The following is a 17,579-nucleotide window of genomic DNA, read 5'->3' as shown; positions in this document are numbered from 1 at the left end:
CCAATCGCCAAGTACAATGCGTTCAGCGGGTTTTCCAGCGATAACCAGCTGATGGCGTCCAGGGCGATGGGTGTGTCCATGAATCATGCGTGTTACACCAGCGCTTTCCATTTGTGTTAAAACTTCGGCGGGCGATACATCCATAATATCGTCTGCTTTTAGGCTATTCATACTTTGGCTTTTTGCACGCATTTGTGCGGCAAGAGCGCGGCGTGCTGCAATTGGCTGCGCAAGGATCTGTTGTTGCCATTGCGGGCTGCGCACCATTGCACGAAATTGTTGGTACTCGACATCGTCAGTGCACAAGCTATCGCCGTGCATTAATAATGTTGGCGTGCCATATAAATCGATAGTTATTCCGTCGGGGATTAATTCCATTCCGGCTTTTTTAGCATAGGCCGCGCCCAATAAAAAATCGCGATTTCCATGCATGAAATAAATTGCAACACCCAGCTCACTTAGCTTGTGCAATCCGTTGGCAACATCCTGCACCAGTTCTGAATCGTCATCATCACCAATCCAGGCATCAAAAAAATCACCGAGAATATAAAGCGCTTCAGCGTGAACGGCTTGGGTGTACAAAAATTGAAAAAACGCCCGCGTAACTTGCGGGCGTGATTCGTGAAGATGTAAATCCGATATAAACAGCGTGTGCATATTATTCTGCAATGGTCGCGCTTTGAATAATCACCGCTTCTTTGGGTACATCTTGATGGAAACCTTTGCTGCCGGTTTTGACACCTTTGATTTTGTTGACTACGTCCATACCATCAACGACTTTGCCAAATACACAGTAGCCCCAGCCTGATGCATTTTTGCCTGAGTGATTCAGAAAGCTGTTGTCTTTTACGTTGATAAAAAACTGTGCAGTCGCGCTGTGTGGATCATTGGTGCGCGCCATAGCTAAAGTGCCAGTCAGGTTTTGCAAACCGTTATCGGCTTCGTTTTGAATCATTTCACGGGTTTCTTTTTGTTGGAAATCTTCCGTAAAACCACCGCCTTGCACCATAAAACCATCGATTACGCGGTGAAAAATAGTGCCGTTATAAAAACCTTCTTCAACATATTGTTTGAAATTGGCAGCGGTCTTGGGCGCTTTATCAAAATCCAGTTCAATAACGATATCGCCGTAGTTAGTATGTAATGTGATCATGGTGAATCTCCCTTGAGATTTAGAGGGTGGTGCTGGAAAAAGCCGGTATGATACGCGCTCCCCCAAGGGGAAGGAATGCGTAAACAGTTAAATTTAACAGCAGAGAATATTCGAGAGAGTTATGCAGCGCGGTAAATTTCTGACGATTGAAGGCACCGAGGGTGTCGGAAAAAGCACAAATTTGGCTTTTGTGGCCGATTGGCTGCGCGGACGTGGCATTGAGGTGATAGTCACCCGCGAGCCGGGCGGTACACCTCTGGCGGAGGAGATCCGCAGCCTTCTGCTTAGCAAGCGTGAAGAGCCATTCGATGAAACCGCTGAGCTGCTGTTGGTGTTTGCCGCGCGCGCGCAGCATTTGGCCCAAGTGATCAAGCCAGCACTGGCGCGCGGTGCCTGGGTGCTAAGTGATCGCTTTACTGATGCTACCTTTGCTTATCAGGGCGGTGGGCGCGGATTGAGTAAAGCCACTATCGAGCAGCTCGAGCAACTGGTGCAGGGCGATTTGCGCCCGGATCTGACCTTGATCCTCGATATCGATGTCGAGCTGGGGTTGAATCGCGCGCGCCAACGCGGTGAGTTGGATCGGTTTGAAAGCGAGGCGGTAGTGTTCTTTGAGCGCGTGCGAGCGGCTTATCGCCAGCGGGCAGAATCAGCGCCCAGTCGTTATGCCTTGGTCGATGCTGGCAAAACGCTCAACGAGGTTCAGATTGAAATTGATCAGGTGTTGACGCGTTTGATCGGTTAAAAATCCGGTGTTGCTTGGACGCGCACTTCAACGCCGGTAATCGGGTGATTCAGCCAGAGTTCCTGTGCATGTAGCAATAAACGCGGAGCTTTGGCGAGTACATCCGCGGGCGCGTAGAGTCCATCACCCAACATGGGGTGGCCAAGGCTCAGCATATGGACGCGCAGTTGATGGGTGCGGCCGCTGACCGGCTCCAGTAAGACGCGGGTTACCCTCTTTTCCAAATCCCTTTCCAGTACCCGATAGCGTGTATGCGCCGCTTTGCCGCTTTCAAAGCACACTTTCTGCAGCGGGCGATTGGGCCAGTCGCAAATGAGTGGCAGTTTGATTTCACCTTCATCGTCAGCCACTAATCCATCTACCACGGCGATGTAACGCTTGTGGATCGCGCGGGCTTCAAACATGTGGGTGAGGTTTTTCAGCGTCAGATAATTGAGCGGGAACATCACAATGCCGGATGTGCCTTGATCAAGGCGATGAACAATGCGGGCGTTGGGGTTAAATTTCAGTGCTCGATTGGATAGGCAATCCTGTTTATCCGGGCCTTTGCCGGGTACACAGAGCAAGCCAGCGGGTTTGTTGGCGATGAGCAAATCCTCGTCGAGGTACAAAATGTCGAGCTGGGAATCGGTCATCGGTAAGCCTGAAGCTGAATTAAGCGGGCGCGGATTATCGCAAATTTGCTAAGCTTGCCCAATCTTTTATTCAGTGCAATCCAATTGAGTAGTTCATGAGCGACTTTCCCATCCATCCCTATCCTTGGCAGCTCAGCGAATGGCAGCAGTTATTGCAGCAGATGGCTGCCAAAAAATTGCCTCACGCCATGATGATTGCGGGCCCCAAGGGAATCGGCAAGCGTCATTTGGCCGACGCTCTGGCGCAGTTGTTGTTATGCCAGGCGCCGATTGAAGGAACCCCTTGCGGCAAGTGTCGCGGCTGCGAATTGAATAAATCGCAAACCCATCCTGACCTTGTGTGGCTTGAGCCGGAAGAGGAGGGCAAGGCGATCAAAGTGGATCAGGTGCGTGAGCTGACCGAATCGCTCAGCAAAACTGCGCAGCAGGGCGGTTATAAAGTAGTGGTTATCGAACCGGCAGAGGCCATGAATGGCAACTCTGCCAACGCTCTGCTTAAATCTTTGGAGGAGCCTGCCGCCAATACCTTGCTAGTGCTGGTTACTCACAGCCCGAGTTCGGTATTGCCCACCATCCGCAGCCGCTGCCAATTGCGTAAATTTCCGATGCCGCGCACCGAGCAGGTATTGCATTGGTTGTCGCCACTGCTGGCAGGCAGTAATGTCAAGGCCGACACTTTACTGGTCGCCGCGCGCGGGGCACCACTCACTGCCTTGGCATTGCTGCAGGGTGATGCGCTGGAGCAGCGCGAACAGGTGCTGCAACAATTTGTGCGTTTAAGTCTCGGGCAAATATCGGCGATAGAGTTGGCCGCGCAGTGGCACGGTGGTGATGTCCATGGCTTTATGGAATGGTTTCTCGGCTTGTTGCACAGCATCGCGCGCTGGCGAGTGGGCGGTGAAGATGCGCAAATGGAGCAGGCGCCGGTTGAATGGCGCGAGCGTTTGAGTAATCTTAATTTGCCGCTGTTGCATCGCTATATTGAAAAAATTCTGCTCTCCAAAAAGCAACTGTTGAGCGGGGCAAATCCCAATAAGCAATTGTTATTAGAGGAATTATTGCTCGATTGGGGCGCTTTGTTGCGCGCGAGCACGAATCGCGCAATGGCGTCTGGACACTAGTGAGCTAATCTATTAGTGTTTCGGCCTTATTAAGCCTGTGATCTGACAAAACAACAATTCAGGATCTGTTATGCAACCGATTGGCGGTGGTGCCCGTAATGGCATACTTTCTCTAACGATTAAAGACAAGGCTGTTCTTTACGCAGCCTATATGCCCTTTGTAAAAAACGGCGGCATGTTTATTCCTACCAATAAAAGCTACAAGTTGGGCGATGAAGTATTTATGTTGTTGAGCCTGATGGACGAGCCGGAAAAAATCCCGGTGGCGGGCAAAGTGGTTTGGGTAACCCCGAAAGGCGCTCAGGGCAATCGCGCGGCAGGGATAGGTGTACAGTTTAGTGATCAGGACAATACCGCGATCAATAAAATAGAAACTTATCTGGCTGGCATGCTCAGCTCTGATAAGCCCACACATACCATGTAGCATCTCATAACGTGTAAAATCGCCCCGCTGAGTTTCCGCGAAGCCAGGTAACACCTGGCTTCGTTGTTTCTGTATTTTGTTTTTGGCTCTTGTTATTGGATGTGCCCATGTTAATCGACTCCCACTGTCACCTTGATCGAATTAAGCTCGATCCCTATAACGGCGACTTGAGCGCTGCCATCGCTGCCGCGTATGAGCGCGGTATCCAGCAAATGGTGTGTATTGGTATCAGTTTGGAGAATATCCAAACGGTGATCGATATTGCCCAAGCGCATCCGCGTGTAGTCGCCTCTGTTGGTGTTCACCCTTGCGATGTGAAAGAGGGGGCTGCAACCGCCGAGCAATTAATTAATTGGGCTTCGCAACCCAAGGTTGTTGCGCTGGGTGAAACTGGTTTGGACTACCATTACGAAACTGAAAGCAAAGATATTCAGCACGACAGTTTTGAACTGCATTTAGATGTGGGCAAACAAATTGGCTTGCCCGTGGTTGTGCATACCCGCGAAGCCAAAACCGATACGCTGGCGTTGATCAAAGAACACGGCAGCCTCGAGCACAGCGGCGTATTGCATTGTTTCACTGAAGATTGGGATATGGCGAAAGCTGCACTGGATTTGAATTACTACATTTCCATTTCCGGTATCGTCACTTTCAAAACCGCCGATCAAATCCGCGATGTGGTGCGCAATATGCCACTTGATCGTTTGTTGGTTGAAACCGATTCGCCGTACCTCGCCCCAATTCCTTATCGCGGCAAACCTAACGAACCCAAATATGTACGCGAAGTTGCGCAATTTGTCGCTGATGTGCGCGGGATTCCGCTAGAAGAATTAGCGGAAAAAACCACAGAAAATTTTTATCGCCTGTTTAGCAAAGCAAAACAATACCTCCCAATCTGAATGTAGGGGCGTTGCTTGCCGCGCCCTATAAATTAAACAAAACGGGGCGCAGAATGCAGCGCCCCAACAGTAAGGTCTTAAAATGAACGCCCAACAAATTAAAATCATGCTCGAATTGCAGGATGCGATGAACACCAAAGTCAACGCCAATTGGAAACAACAAGGCTACGAATGGTATCGCGCCATCTGGGTTGAATGTGCTGAGTTACTGGATCATTACGGTTGGAAGTGGTGGAAAAAACAATCACCCGATACCGAGCAAGTTGCACTCGAATTAATCGATATCTGGCATTTTGGTTTAAGTATCCAATTACAATCAGGTGCGTCGCTCGAAGAAATTATTGCGAAAATCCAAAATGAATTAGTGATTGCTACAGATGAACAAGACTTCCGTCTGGATTTGGAAAAGTTCGCTGCTGCAACCCTGGGTGACCGCCAATTCCATCTCGGTTTGTTTGCGCGCTTGATGGCGGGTATCGATATGAGTTTTGAGCAACTTTATCGCGGTTATGTTGGTAAAAACGTACTGAACTTCTTCCGTCAGGATCATGGTTACAAAGACGGCAGTTACCGCAAGCACTGGCATGATGGTCGCGAAGATAACGAACATTTGGTTGAGGCAGTGCAAAGCCTTGATACAGCCAAGCCGGAATTTAAAGACGAATTGTATGCGGCCTTGGTGCAGCGTTATTCAATCTGATTAGCCTTGCATGGGAATGATTGAGAGTAGTATCTACAGTTAAGGGGCTGGGAGTGGGGGATAAGGATGTGGTCTCACTCGTTAGTTAACACTGGACATCAGTCGAATAAATTCTTCTTTAACTACTGAATAGCATTCGCACACGCAGCGTTCCAATTTTGGCCGATCCAATACGGATATGTGACCGCGCCGATAACGTATACAGCCAGTATCTTGCAGTTCTTTTGCGGCTTCTGTAATACTTTCACGGCGTACGCCAAGCATATTCGCCACTAACTCCTGGGTCATTAATAATTCTCCCGATGGAATGCGATCAACAGTTAAGAGCAGCCAGCGGCACAGCTGTTGTCCGATGGTGTGGTGGCGATTACATGCTGCGGTCTGAAACATTTGTGTCATCATTGCTTGGGTATAGCGCAATAAGAGCCGCTGCATTATCCCAGCGGAATTGAATTCTGCTTTTAAAATGTGTTGATCCAGCCGGTAAGCGTGCCCGGCAGTTTGAACTATTGCCGTATTAGGTGTAACACTGCCTCCTAAGAGTATTGGCAATCCCAACATTCCTTCATTACCAACTTCAGCGGCCTCCGCGCAGGCTCCCGTGTCCATTATGTATTGTAATGAAATGATGCTCGTCGTCGGGAAATAGGCATGGCTAATATGCTGGTTTGGCCCATAAATCACATCGCCCAATTTTAAGTTCACCGGTTCGAGATGTTTTATCACCCGATCAGCTTCAGTGCGGCCGAGTTTTGCAAGAATATAATTTTTTTCCGGGAGATGATTTTCTACAGCAATATTTTTAGGCATAGGCATTCCTTTCTCATTAAATGAAGCAGTTTTAAAATGGAAATGACTTATTGGCTTTACGGCATTTCTTTGCATTGGATTCCGATCCCGCGATAACCAATAAAACGGCTTGAGTGATCAAAAATGGGCGTGCCGCTGACACGATAAAAGTTTCGATTTCCGGAGGGGGTTGTACGGCTGAAAGAGAAATCAATAAAAGGTTGGCGTGCGGCGATAATGTCTTGTAGTTCTTTACGTTCGTTTTCGTCCCAACCTGATGCTTCCTTGCTGCTGTTCACACTGGTGAGTGCGTTGTTATCCGTAAAAGAATCTACCTGAAGGCCAAGCATCTCCAATACGGGACCAGACACTCTCGTAAATTTCCCATTTTCATCCTGTTCCCAATACCAATCTGATGCCAGTTCAGTCAGGCTGCGAAAACGCGCTTCGCTTTCGCGTAATTCTGCTGTGCGTTCCTGTACGGTTTCTTCCAATAATTTGTTGTAATTCTCCAATTTTTTGTACAACAAGCGTACTTCTAACATATTGTAAATTCGTGTTTTAACTTCAATGACATCAATAGGTTTACTGATAAAATCTTTTGCTCCACATTGTAATGCCCGCAATTTGTGGCCAGGTTGTGCAGTTAATACAATCACTGGCAAGTAATCGTTTTGCATATTTGCTTTAAGACATTCCATCACCTGGAATCCGTCCATTTCAGGCATTTGCAGATCAAGTAAAATTAAATCGTAATGATATTTTCGGTAGAGCGATCCTACTTCAAGTGGATTCATCGTGGCGCTAACATTGGTATAACCTGCATCACCCAGTAAGGTTTCCAGAAGGGCAACATTAGCTTGTTGGTCATCAACAATCAGAATGCTGGCATTAAGAATGTCTTGTTCTGTTAGCTTCATGCTCTTTCCTCTTTTTTCAATTGGGTTGTTCTTTTGTCTGTTAATTCAAGCGCTGCATCAAGTGTGCTCATAAATTCATTAATTCGAATAGGCTTGGTAAGGTAGCGGAAAAAACCTGCCGCAAGTCCTTTTTCAATATCATGGGGAATTGCGTTGGCGCTAAGTGCAATCACCGGAATATGCTGGGTTAAGGGATCCTTTGCGAGAATTTTTAATGCTTCTGTACCATTCATGCCGGGCAAATTAATATCCATTAATATTAAATCCGGCTGGGCCAGGCGGGCCTGTTCGACTCCTGCAAAACCATCGCGTGCTGTGAGCAGCAGAAAATCTGTTCGCGATTCCATTATGTCTTCTACTAACGTTAAGTTGGCCGGATTATCTTCTACATAAAGGAGGGTATGTTTTGTTGCGCCATTTTTTATCGGGTGAAGTTTTGATGTTGTAGGAATTTCATTGTTAGCAATCACCATTGGGTTTTCTGTTCCCATTAATAATTCCACACTGAAGAGGGTGCCTTTTCCTACTTTGCTTTCAACGGAAATTTTTCCTCCCATCAGTTTAATGAGGCGCTTGGTCATCACCAGCCCGATACCTGTACCTTCTTCGTTACTATTTTCTTTTCCGAGGCGATTAAAAGGCTGAAATAATTGTGAAAGCTGTTCGGGTGATAAGCCCTCGCCGGTATCTTCAACACTGATCCGCGCGCGTCCCGGTCGATATTCCTTGCAGGTCACGTTCACATTGCCGTGTGGTCGGTTATATTTAATGGCATTGGAAAGGAGGTTTATGAGTACTTGCTTTAACCGGGTATTGTCCGCGCTCACTACAAATGCTGAATCAAATTCAGGGAAATTTAACGTGATATTACGATTAAGTGCTTGTGGTTCAACCATGGCTTTGCATTCCCGCATAAGGCCAGGAAGCGAAACCATTTCCATGGATATTGGAAGTCGGCCGGACTCGATGAGCGTAAGATCAAGAATTTCATTAATCAAATCCAGTAGATACCATCCTGCCTGTAGTATTTGTAGGACGCTACGTTTTTGAGGCGGGGTCGGCGGTGGATTACTGGCATCAATTAATTGTGCAAATCCCAAAATGGCATTTAAGGGTGTGCGTAGTTCATGGCTCATGTTGGAAAGGAAATCGGATTTTGCACGGTTGGCTTTTTCCGCAAGATTTTTGGCCTTATTCAATTCCAGATTATTTTCCAGCAGTACTTGATCCAGCCGTTTTCGTTCACTGATATCAATCAGCATATTGATGCCGCCGATAATGTTGCCTGCGGTATCGCGCAGCGGGGTGGGGTGGGCAACAAAATTGACGCGGGATTTGTCTGGCCGTTCGGCCATTGCCTCTACACCGAATAGAGCTCGTCCCTCTCTAAGTGCAATCGCCATTGGGCATTCTTCATAGGGCATAGGAGAGCCGTCGGGATGAAATAACCGTAATCCCTTACACCACTTGTCATTACCCAATTCGGGTTCACAGCCGGAAAATACCACGGCTGTTTGGTTAAAGTGCGTTAACCTGCCTTCGGCATCGGTTGCGTAAATAGCAACAGGTAGTGCATTAATCACGGCGCGCAAATGACGCTCACTTTCGCGCAATGTCTCTTCAGTGCGTTTGATTTCGGTGATGTCGAGGTTAGTGCCGACAATCGATTCTACTTTGCCTTGTGAATCGGTGCGCAAGGTTTCAACAGAGCGGATGTGTCGAATAGCATTGGTGCCGCTTTGTTTGATGCGAAATTCCCGGGTGCTTCCTTTTTGCAAGTGAATAGCATTGTCCCATCCTTTTTGTTCAAGCCTGTCATTGGGCAGTAAGTGTTGTGGCCAGAGGTCGCGCGTTACAATGCCATCGGGAGTCGGTGGTACACCGTAGATGCGGAACATTTGCTTATCCCAACGCATACGATTATCGACAAGATTTAACTCCCAAATGCCTACGCCAGTTGCCTCAGTGGCCAAGCGAACGCGTTCATCACTTTCGCGTAACGCCTGTTCTGATAATTTTCGTTGTGTGACATCGGTAAATAAAATAGCGACCTTCTTGCTACCTTGTTTACCCAAGCGGCAGGTATATATATCAAACCAACGCTGTAGCGATGGAACCTGGTATTCGAAGCGGATAGGCTCCCCGGTTTGTAGCACCTGATCATAAATAGCAAATAGATCAGTTCCTAAATCGGGAATAAATTCGCTGACATATCGCCCCTGTGCATTTTTAAAACTGCTGTGTTTTTCAAAAGACGGATTGATTTCTAAAAATAATTGATCTACGGGTTGATCATTTTTGTAAATAATCTCAGCGACACAGAAGCCCTCGTCAATCGTTTCAAACAAGCTGCGGTAGCGGTATTCAGATTCGAGCATTAAGGCTTCAGCATGCTTGCGTGCAGTGATGTTGCGCAATACGCAGGCTAGATAGCGTTGGCCACCCAAGCGCATTTCATTGACGGCAATTTCCATGGGTAGGAATTGCCCATCCTTTTGCTGCCCTATAACTTCGCGAACGATTCCTTTACTGCGCTCTTCCAGCGACGTTTTATAATAATCCAGTGCACCTGGTGTTCCATCTAATTCGGGGACAATGATGCTAATTTTTTGGCCAACCAATTCAGTAGCTTTATAGCCAAACATTTTCTCGGTTGCGGTATTAACGCTTTCTATTACCTGGGTGCGTGCATTAAAGGTCACTATCCCATCACTCACCGTATCCAATATTGTTTTAATCCGTTCAGTGCTGTCGAGAAGGGCTTGTTGCGCGGCGTTTTCTGCGGTGATATTGCGAAATACTAATACGGCACCAATAACCTGGCCATCGCGGTCGCGAATCGGTGCGCAACTATGGGCGATATTGTATTCCGTACCATCGGGTAGAATGAGTATGTTATTACTTGCTCCCTGGGCAACGCCGTGCAACAACGTTTCTAAAACCGGATTGAGCACGGATTCGCGAGTTTCTTTGTTGACGAGATGGAAAAATTCGCAAATTGATTTGCCAGCGGCCATTTCAATTGTGGATGCCGTTAGCTGTTCAGCCACGTGGTTCATGAGGGTTACCGATGCAGTGCAATCGGTTGCTATTACCGCATCCGCAATTGAGTTGAGCGTCACTTCCAGTTTTCTTTCACTATCTTGCACGGTGATATAGGCAAGATTCAATTGCTGATTCATCGCCTCTTGTTTGTCGAGCGACCGTTTTGTTTCAAGATGGACAAGATCCATTAAGCGCTGATGAATATTGCGATAAATTCCATAGGCAAATGCCTGTGCAAATAGCAGCATAAAAACACTAACGAGTACGATAAACCCAAATAGATACCCCATGTATTTGCGGTGATCACTTCTGTATTGCTGAAGCATTTTATTTTGTATCTTTTCATATTCGTCTAATACGGCGCGAAGATTGTTCATTAGCTCAGTGCCTTCGCCGTTAGTAAATCTGAGAAGTAGATCGCCTGTTTTTATGGTGCCTGTGTCTGCAATAGTGCTTGCCAGAAAATCGAGCTCCTTGTCAATAATAGGTGTGAGCTTTTCAACTTGCGTCATGCTTTCAGTGGTGGTTGATGCATTGCGTAGGCGCTTTATTTCATTTTTTATGTTTTCCCGCGTATGAAGATAGGGCTGCAAAAACCGGTTGTTGTAGGTCAATATATATCCACGAGTTCCGATTTCAGAATCTACAAGTAGCGATAAAATTTTTTGGGCACTATTTATAGCGAGCGTCGTTTGCATGCGAAGCCTGTCGGCTGCTTTCATTCGGTCAAAAAACCAAAATAATGTTGCTGCAATAATCACCACAATAATGGTAGGGGTGCTGAGTAGAAATATATTCTTGCGGGTAACTTTTGCTTTCATAAAATCTACTCTACTACACGGTCATAGACTCATTGTGCTGAAGGGCGTGGAGATTAGTTGTCACTGCATGGGGATTTCATAAGGGCCATAAGGCAGCATGGTTGTACTGGAACCGACGGATAATCCAATTATTGCGTATGCCGGTCTGTTGGATAGCTAACATATCCCCCCCGTTTGGGAAGGTTTGCGTAAGGATGTTCACTGGTTTTGAATCTGGGTCACACTATTTCTGCTGTTTTTACGGCGGGAGAATGAATTGGGCGCTCACTTATTAGCTGAGTAATAAAAATTAATTAGTAAGTACGTAAACGCACAGAGTAGCCATTTAAGTATGAGTAGCATGATGTATTAACCGCCATTTTTTGGTTCTCATTAAGGAGAAAGATAATGGAAACTTATCGTCACTACGTATCCGGTTTTTTTGCGCACCGCGATCAAGCGGAAAAAGTGGTTTCAGAGCTGGTTGTGGCTGGTTTGCCATTGGTACGTATTCACCTTTTTGACAAAGATTCCATGCCGCCTACTCATACGGCTACTGAGAGTAGTGAAGGGGTTTTAAAAGACATTGTTGTTGATGGTGCTATAGGAACAGCTGTCGGAACAGGAGTGGGTGCTTTATTGACTGCGGCAATGGTTGCTGCAAATGTGACGTTATTTGTTGCCAGCCCGTTAATCGGTCCGTTGGTTATGTTGGGTTGGGGGGCGAGTATTGGTGGATTGGTGGGGGCAAGTGTGGGTGCTGCGGAAAAAGTAAAACCTTTGTCCGAATTGGTTCACGATGCAATAGTTAGCGGAAGTCTTGTGGTTGTAGTTGAAACCTTGTCGATTGAAGAGACGGAGACTGCCGGGAAAATTTTCAAGGATGTAGTAGGTGATTACACTGAGGCAGTGTAAATCTCGCTACTGTTAATTAGTAAAAAAATAAAGCCCCCGGTATTACGAGGGCCGATGCTTGTGCGTTATTAATTGCGCAGACGAGTTGAGTAGGGCTTGGTGCCATAATAGGAGTGAAGGTCATTTGCCAGGGTTTTGTCAGCCAAATCTGGCCAGCTGTCTTTATCAAATCCCGGTGCATTTTTCAGTCGATCTTTATCTACATCAAGTAGAAAACGTTTGTTTTCGGTATCGAGTTTAAGAGCAGTCCAAGGTACTGCAAAAAGTTTTTCGCCCATGCCGAGAAATGAGCCAAAAGACAACACGGCATATTCAATATTGCCGGTGGCAACATCGAGCATAATTTCCTTGATATCACCAATGTCTTCATTTTGGAGATTGCAAACATCATTACCTATTAGCGTGTCTGCTCCCATGAGTCGTGGTCCTGGGCCATCATTGTGATGGTCTGCTTTATACATGCCGTAAGTGTCGCGAGTTTCGTAGTTCATTTTTGATCTCCTAATTATCTGCAGGGGGAAAATCATTAAAATAAAAGGATCGCAGTTAATTCCTTTCATCTTGTGCGCACTATAACGAAGCACCTTGTGACGGTCTGTACGAGAGCTAACAGAGTTAAATAAAATAAAAAATTAAGGAAATTAAGATGGATTTATCGATGTAAATGGATTGCAGGAAAATTAATAGAAAGGGAGGTTGTGCAAAAAATCACAGCGAAGCAGCGAGAAAAACGAGGGGCAATATTGCCCCTCTTGAATGGTTATTTGGCTGAGCTTTCATCGCGATGGCCAAGCAACATGCCTAGCACAAAACTCACCACTGCACTGGTTCCAATAATAGCCCAAGGTTTTTCATGGACATACTCATTGGTGCGAGCGGCTGTTTTTCGCGCTTGCGTTAGTATTGTCTCGCCAGCACTATTGATGCGATGTTTGGCGGCATTGATGCGTTGATTAATTTTGATTTTGGCTTGCGCCAAATCGTCGCCAGTCAGCGACGCAGTTTCTTTAACCAAGTTTTCAATATCGCTAACAAAATTCTTAAATTCGTTGGTGATATCTGTCGATGCTTCGTGAATTTTATCTTTACTAATGCCAACTTCTTTTTTGGCGGTATGGGATAGAATTGACATGGCAACTACCTTCTACGTTAAGGGTTAATGAAATATATTTATTGGCAATTGGTTGGATTATTCACCTATTGCCAAACATCCATTTAATCTTAAATAGAGCCAGATTTTTGGTCTGTGTGACATCTAACTTATCTATAAAACCTTTTTTAATTGTCGCTACTTCTCGGGCGTGAGTATGGGTAAAGCTTCTATTAGCGTTGAGATTTCTTCTGGATTTGTTGTGCTGGTGTTATCGGAGTGAAGTTCAAACAGTAATAGCGATCGTTGCGTTACTACGAATGTGTAACCAAAGTCGAAAATTTCTGCTGACCTCGCAGCGGTTAAGTTGGTATCGAGCAAACAATTCCAGCCTATTCCTTTCACGACTTCTGGCAGAGTGAAATTAACGGGAAAATCATGCGCGTTTAATATTAACAATAATGTTGCATCGTGCCCCGGGCGTTGAATTCCTGATACCTGAGCGCGCCCGTCGATGATGACTCCCAGGCAGGATGCATCCGCATTTCCCCAATGCGCCGCGCTCATTTCATCACCGTTGGGGGTAATCCAGGTTACATCTTTAACGCCGGTTGTTTCGTTATAGTTTCCGACCAGAAAACGATTGCGGCGCAAGATCGGGTAATCGTGACGCAATCGAATTAATTGTCGCGTGAAATCGAGCAGCTCTTGCGCTTCTTCATCGAGATCCCAATTCAACCAGTTCAAGTCGTTGTCCTGACAATAAGTGTTGTCATTGCCTTGTTGAGTGTGGCCAATTTCGTCGCCCGCCCGAAGCATAGGTGTACCTTGCGATAGTAATAACGTGGCGAGGTAGTTGCGTATTTGCCGCAACCGAACCGCGCGAATATCGGGATCATCCGTGGGGCCTTCTGCACCGTGATTAAATGACAAACTGTGAGTGTTACCCCGATCATTTTCATCGGCGTTGACTTCATTATGCGGCGCGTTGTAACTCACTAAATCGCGCAGGCTGAAACCATCATGAGCTGTGATAAAGTTAACGGACGAATAAGGCTTGCGGCCACCTTTGTTAAATAGATCGCCTGAAGCAGTAATTCGGCTGGCCAATTCAGGAAGCTTGCCTTTATCTCCTCGCCAGAAAGTGCGCACCGTATCGCGGAAGCGATCATTCCACTCAACCCAGCCCGGAGGGAATGCACCTACCTGATAACCACCTAAGCCACAATCCCAGGGTTCGGCAATCAGTTTTAGCTGACTTAACGTTGGATCCTGGCGACAGCCAACATGGAAGGCGTGGCGTTCGTTGAAGCCGTTTTTTTCGCGCGCCAGAATGGTGCCCAAATCAAAGCGGAAACCATCCACGCCCATATCAATTGTCCAGTAGCGCAACGAATCTGTGACCAACCGTAAGACGCAGGGGTGGGACAGATCCAGCGTATTACCCGTGCCAGAATCATTGATGTAATAGCGTTTGTTATCTGGCATTAGCCGATAGTAGGTGAGATTGTCGATACCGCGCATGGACAGCGTAGGGCCGCGCTCGTTACCTTCGGCGGTATGGTTGTAAACCACATCGAGAATGAGCTCCAGACCTGCATCGTGCAGTGCCGCCGCCATCTCTTTGAACTCGCGCAATTCCCCCGTGGCAAGGTATTCGCAATGGGGCGCCAAAAAGGCGATGCTGTTGTAGCCCCAATAATTTTTGAGCCCTTTTTCCAGCAGCTGATTGTCGTGTACAAAAGCATGCACCGGGAGCAGTTCAAGACTGGTGACGCCAAGTGATTTGATATGTTTGAGTAGGTCTTTGTTGGTCAAGCCCGCAAACGTGCCGCGCAAATGTTCCGGTACCGAGGGGTGACGCATGCTCATGCCGCGCAAGTGAGCCTCGTAAATAATCGTTTTATCCCAAGCGACACTGTGGGAATGTTTGCCCTGCCAGTCAAAGGTCGAGTCGATGACTTTTGCTTTTGGTACAAATGCCGCGCTATCGCGCTCATCGAAGCTCAGGTCGCCATCGGGCGAATCGAGCGTGTAACCAAAGATGGCGGCGTCCCATTTCAGCTCGCCCACCAATTGCTTGGCGTAGGGGTCAATAAGCAATTTGTGATGGTTAAAGCGGTAACCCGCATCCGGCTCGTAGGGGCCATACACGCGATAACCGTAAACTTGCCCTATGCGAACATCCGGCAAATAACCATGCCAGATTTCGTCGGTAAACTCCGGTAATTCAATGCGTTCAAGTTCCCGTTTGCCTTGCTGGTCGAACAGGCAGAGTTCAACTTTGGTGGCGTGGGCAGAAAAAATCGCGAAATTGACTCCCTGTCCGTCCCAGGTTGCGCCGAGGGGAAAAGGCTTTCCCTCGCAAATCCGCATCGTCTGTTTTACTGCCGCATGAATTTTTTCTCTTGTAGTCATGGCCATTCTCCTTGTGCAAAGACAATTGTTACAGGCTCATAGAATCCTGGTTTTTAGTGGCGCGGGGTTTGCGCGCTTTAGTCGTCCCGGGGGCAGATAGCGTATTCGCCTCATCACTGGTTGCGGTTGTTGATGAGGTTGATTTAGATGTTGCCTTTTTGGGTTTGCTCGCGGTTGGCTGAATAGGCTGCGCCGGATTTCCGGGCTGGACGGGGTCGGTCGGGTGAATAGGTTGAGGTGGTGGAGTTGGCGATATGTGCGGTGGCGGTTGAACTGGTGCTATTGGATCAACCGGTACATTGGGTTGCGCAGGCTGGTCTGGTTGAGGGGGCGCGGGATCGATTTCGGGTTTTGGATTCGGGTCGAAGGGCTCTTCCGGCGCAATGATGCTTTTAATATGTCCGGTGACTTTTTCTTGATGGGAGGCGCTTTTTTGAGCCTCTACTAATTTGCAAGCGATCTCCCAATGCCGGTATTCATGTCCGGTCGGGCAGCCTTCAGATTCCCAAATTTGGTGGGCAAATTCGCGGATGCGTTGTTCATGAGCATTCATCGTGCAGTTCTCCTGGGATAGGTGTTTTAAATGTGGATTGGTTGGGTTGAAGGGATGTGATGGAGCGTGCAATCGACAAATGCACCGGGAATCCATCGAGTAGTTGCGCTACCGGCAAACGGCCTGATGGGGCTTGGCACCGCGCGTTGCTGAGCAAAGAGTGAGTAAAAATCCGGCCCGACAGTTGTGAGGGTAATAACACGTGGGTATCTCCCCAGGCACCGGCTGGAATCAGGGGTAAACCGGTATCGTCGAGTAGCGAAGTGGTGAGGCGAGGGATCACGACCAACAAGCAGTTATCCTTGTGTTCGCGCGCAAAGGCGAGCACGTGATCTGCCTGCTCGCCTTCCACCGTTAATGCGTGGTAATCGCCAGCGGAGAACAGTGCTGGATACTGCTTGCGAGTGTTGAGCGTGCGGCTGATCAGCCATTGTTTTAGCCGGCCATCCTGCCAGTGCTGAAGTAAATCAGCCGGCGCAGTGCGTTCTACCTGTGCGAGTGCCTCGCGGCGGGAGGAGAAATCCACGGGTTGGCGATTGTCGGGGTCAACGAGGCTGAAATCCCAAAATTCGGTGCCTTGATACAAGTCTGGCACACCGGGGCATGTCATCCGCAGTAATGTCTGGCTTAGGCTATTAAGCACACCAGCTGGTGCGATGGCACGCGCTGCGGCGCAAATGTCGTGACGCAATTCGACCCTATCTCCACACGTTAGGAGATCAGTGACAAAGCGGGCACAGGCAGCTTCGTAATCGGCATTGGGTGCGCTCCAATGACTGCGTAATTTTGCCTCGCGCAGTGCCTTCTCTTGCCAGCGCAACACCCGCGCGAGAAAGGCTTCCACGGCCGGTTCATCATCGGCCGCCAGTTGGGGTGGCCAGCATCCAAGCAGGGTTTGGTAGAGAATCAGTTCGTCGCCGGGAGATGGCGCGATTCCGTCCAGTAGATCGGTCCGCAACGATTTTGCCGCGGTTTGCCAGCCGGCGACTTTCTCACAAAACCACACGGACCGCTCACTGATCACCGCGAGGCGCGCGCGCGTATCTTCACCGCGTTTATGGTCATGGGTGGCGGTGGTCAGCAAGTTATGCGGGAAGCTTCCTGTGCGCTCACTGTTGCGCGCATGAAACTGCGTGGGTGGTGCGCTGAAATGTTGCGGATCAAAGCCGACGTCGTTGCGTGATAACAGTACCGCCGAGCGATAGCAGGCGGTGTCCTCAACTGCTTTGGCAGCGGCCGGGGAGGTGAGCTGCTGGAAGCGCGCAAGCACTTTCCGCCGCAAATCTCGTGTTGCACCGGGGGGTAACTCATGCAAGGGTTCCCCGCCAAGCCAGCGGTCAAGATGCTCGAGTAGTGGCCAATCAGCTTCGGC

General features: G+C 48.1%; 17 protein-coding genes. 6 read left to right on the top strand and 11 right to left on the bottom strand.

The genetic code is table 11. The features are described from left to right. Positions 1-657 (bottom strand): UDP-2,3-diacylglucosamine diphosphatase (gene lpxH, locus ACWA6V_RS02930; RefSeq protein ID WP_449521099.1); only part of this gene is annotated, 657 nt, incomplete at its 3' end. Between the two features lies 1 nt (position 658). Continuing rightward, the gene (locus ACWA6V_RS02925; RefSeq protein WP_331352384.1) at positions 659-1,153 is read right to left on the bottom strand and encodes a peptidylprolyl isomerase; all 495 of its coding nucleotides are present in this window, start codon (positions 1,151-1,153) and stop codon (positions 659-661) included. 121 nt (positions 1,154-1,274) lie between these two features. Here ACWA6V_RS02925 and tmk point away from each other — a divergent pair, with 121 nt between their 5' ends. Then, complete coding sequence (gene tmk, locus ACWA6V_RS02920; RefSeq protein ID WP_449521098.1) at positions 1,275-1,898, top strand: dTMP kinase; 624 nt, start codon at positions 1,275-1,277, stop codon at positions 1,896-1,898. Here the strand turns inward: tmk and ACWA6V_RS02915 are convergent. After that, a complete protein-coding gene (locus ACWA6V_RS02915; protein WP_449521097.1) occupies positions 1,895-2,533 on the bottom strand; it encodes a pseudouridine synthase in 639 nt (212 codons plus the stop codon). The genes tmk and ACWA6V_RS02915 overlap by 4 nt on opposite strands. Before the next feature lie 95 nt (positions 2,534-2,628). On the opposite strand from ACWA6V_RS02915, the gene ACWA6V_RS02910 reads away from it, so the two are divergent. The 4 genes from ACWA6V_RS02910 (at position 2,629) to ACWA6V_RS02895 (ending at position 5,677) form a co-directional block, all read left to right on the top strand. Further along, entirely contained in the window at positions 2,629-3,654 is a 1,026-nt protein-coding gene (locus tag ACWA6V_RS02910; RefSeq protein ID WP_449521096.1) for a DNA polymerase III subunit delta', read from the top strand. A 70-nt stretch (positions 3,655-3,724) separates the two neighbouring features. After that, on the top strand, positions 3,725-4,078 hold the full coding sequence (locus ACWA6V_RS02905) for a PilZ domain-containing protein (protein ID WP_310070574.1): 354 nt from the start codon (positions 3,725-3,727) through the stop codon (positions 4,076-4,078). A gap of 107 nt (positions 4,079-4,185) precedes the next feature. Then, positions 4,186-4,977 carry a TatD family hydrolase gene (locus ACWA6V_RS02900; RefSeq protein WP_449521095.1) on the top strand — a complete coding sequence of 264 codons (792 nt, stop codon included), beginning with the start codon at positions 4,186-4,188 and terminating at the stop codon, positions 4,975-4,977. A gap of 82 nt (positions 4,978-5,059) precedes the next feature. Further along, a complete protein-coding gene (locus ACWA6V_RS02895; RefSeq protein ID WP_449521094.1) occupies positions 5,060-5,677 on the top strand; it encodes a dUTP diphosphatase in 618 nt (205 codons plus the stop codon). Between the two features lie 81 nt (positions 5,678-5,758). Here the strand turns inward: ACWA6V_RS02895 and ACWA6V_RS02890 are convergent, their stop codons facing one another. The 3 genes from ACWA6V_RS02890 to ACWA6V_RS02880 are packed head-to-tail and all read right to left on the bottom strand — an operon-like array spanning position 5,759 to position 11,252. Continuing rightward, positions 5,759-6,562 carry a Crp/Fnr family transcriptional regulator gene (locus ACWA6V_RS02890; RefSeq protein WP_449521093.1) on the bottom strand — a complete coding sequence of 268 codons (804 nt, stop codon included), beginning with the start codon at positions 6,560-6,562 and terminating at the stop codon, positions 5,759-5,761. After that, positions 6,544-7,386 carry a response regulator gene (locus ACWA6V_RS02885; RefSeq protein ID WP_449521092.1) on the bottom strand — a complete coding sequence of 281 codons (843 nt, stop codon included), beginning with the start codon at positions 7,384-7,386 and terminating at the stop codon, positions 6,544-6,546. Before ACWA6V_RS02885 ends, ACWA6V_RS02890 begins: the two co-directional genes overlap by 19 nt. Beyond that, on the bottom strand, positions 7,383-11,252 hold the full coding sequence (locus ACWA6V_RS02880; protein WP_449521091.1) for a PAS domain S-box protein: 3,870 nt from the start codon (positions 11,250-11,252) through the stop codon (positions 7,383-7,385). The genes ACWA6V_RS02885 and ACWA6V_RS02880 overlap by 4 nt, the downstream gene beginning before the upstream one ends. A 387-nt stretch (positions 11,253-11,639) precedes the next feature. On the opposite strand from ACWA6V_RS02880, the gene ACWA6V_RS02875 reads away from it, so the two are divergent. Continuing rightward, a complete protein-coding gene (locus ACWA6V_RS02875; RefSeq protein ID WP_449521090.1) occupies positions 11,640-12,146 on the top strand; it encodes a hypothetical protein in 507 nt (168 codons plus the stop codon). A gap of 68 nt (positions 12,147-12,214) precedes the next feature. Here the strand turns inward: ACWA6V_RS02875 and ACWA6V_RS02870 are convergent, their stop codons facing one another. From ACWA6V_RS02870 to ACWA6V_RS02850, 5 genes are all read right to left on the bottom strand, one after another. After that, positions 12,215-12,637 (bottom strand): PRC-barrel domain-containing protein, encoded by a 423-nt coding sequence (locus tag ACWA6V_RS02870; RefSeq protein ID WP_449521089.1) that lies wholly within the window; start codon positions 12,635-12,637, stop codon positions 12,215-12,217. 269 nt (positions 12,638-12,906) lie between these two features. Continuing rightward, positions 12,907-13,278 carry a DUF883 family protein gene (locus ACWA6V_RS02865; RefSeq protein WP_449521088.1) on the bottom strand — a complete coding sequence of 124 codons (372 nt, stop codon included), beginning with the start codon at positions 13,276-13,278 and terminating at the stop codon, positions 12,907-12,909. A 156-nt stretch (positions 13,279-13,434) separates the two neighbouring features. Then, entirely contained in the window at positions 13,435-15,654 is a 2,220-nt protein-coding gene (gene glgX / locus ACWA6V_RS02860) for a glycogen debranching protein GlgX (protein ID WP_449521087.1), read from the bottom strand. Between the two features lie 28 nt (positions 15,655-15,682). Then, positions 15,683-16,207, bottom strand: a complete 525-nt coding sequence (locus ACWA6V_RS02855) for a DUF2934 domain-containing protein (protein WP_449521086.1) — start codon at positions 16,205-16,207, stop codon at positions 15,683-15,685. Further along, the coding region (locus ACWA6V_RS02850) for a hypothetical protein (RefSeq protein WP_449521085.1) at positions 16,194-17,579 on the bottom strand (1,386 nt) is incomplete at its 5' end. The genes ACWA6V_RS02850 and ACWA6V_RS02855, both read right to left, overlap by 14 nt.

This window comes from Cellvibrio sp., from assembly GCF_053579595.1.
This window is presented reverse-complemented; position numbering and strand designations above follow the sequence as displayed.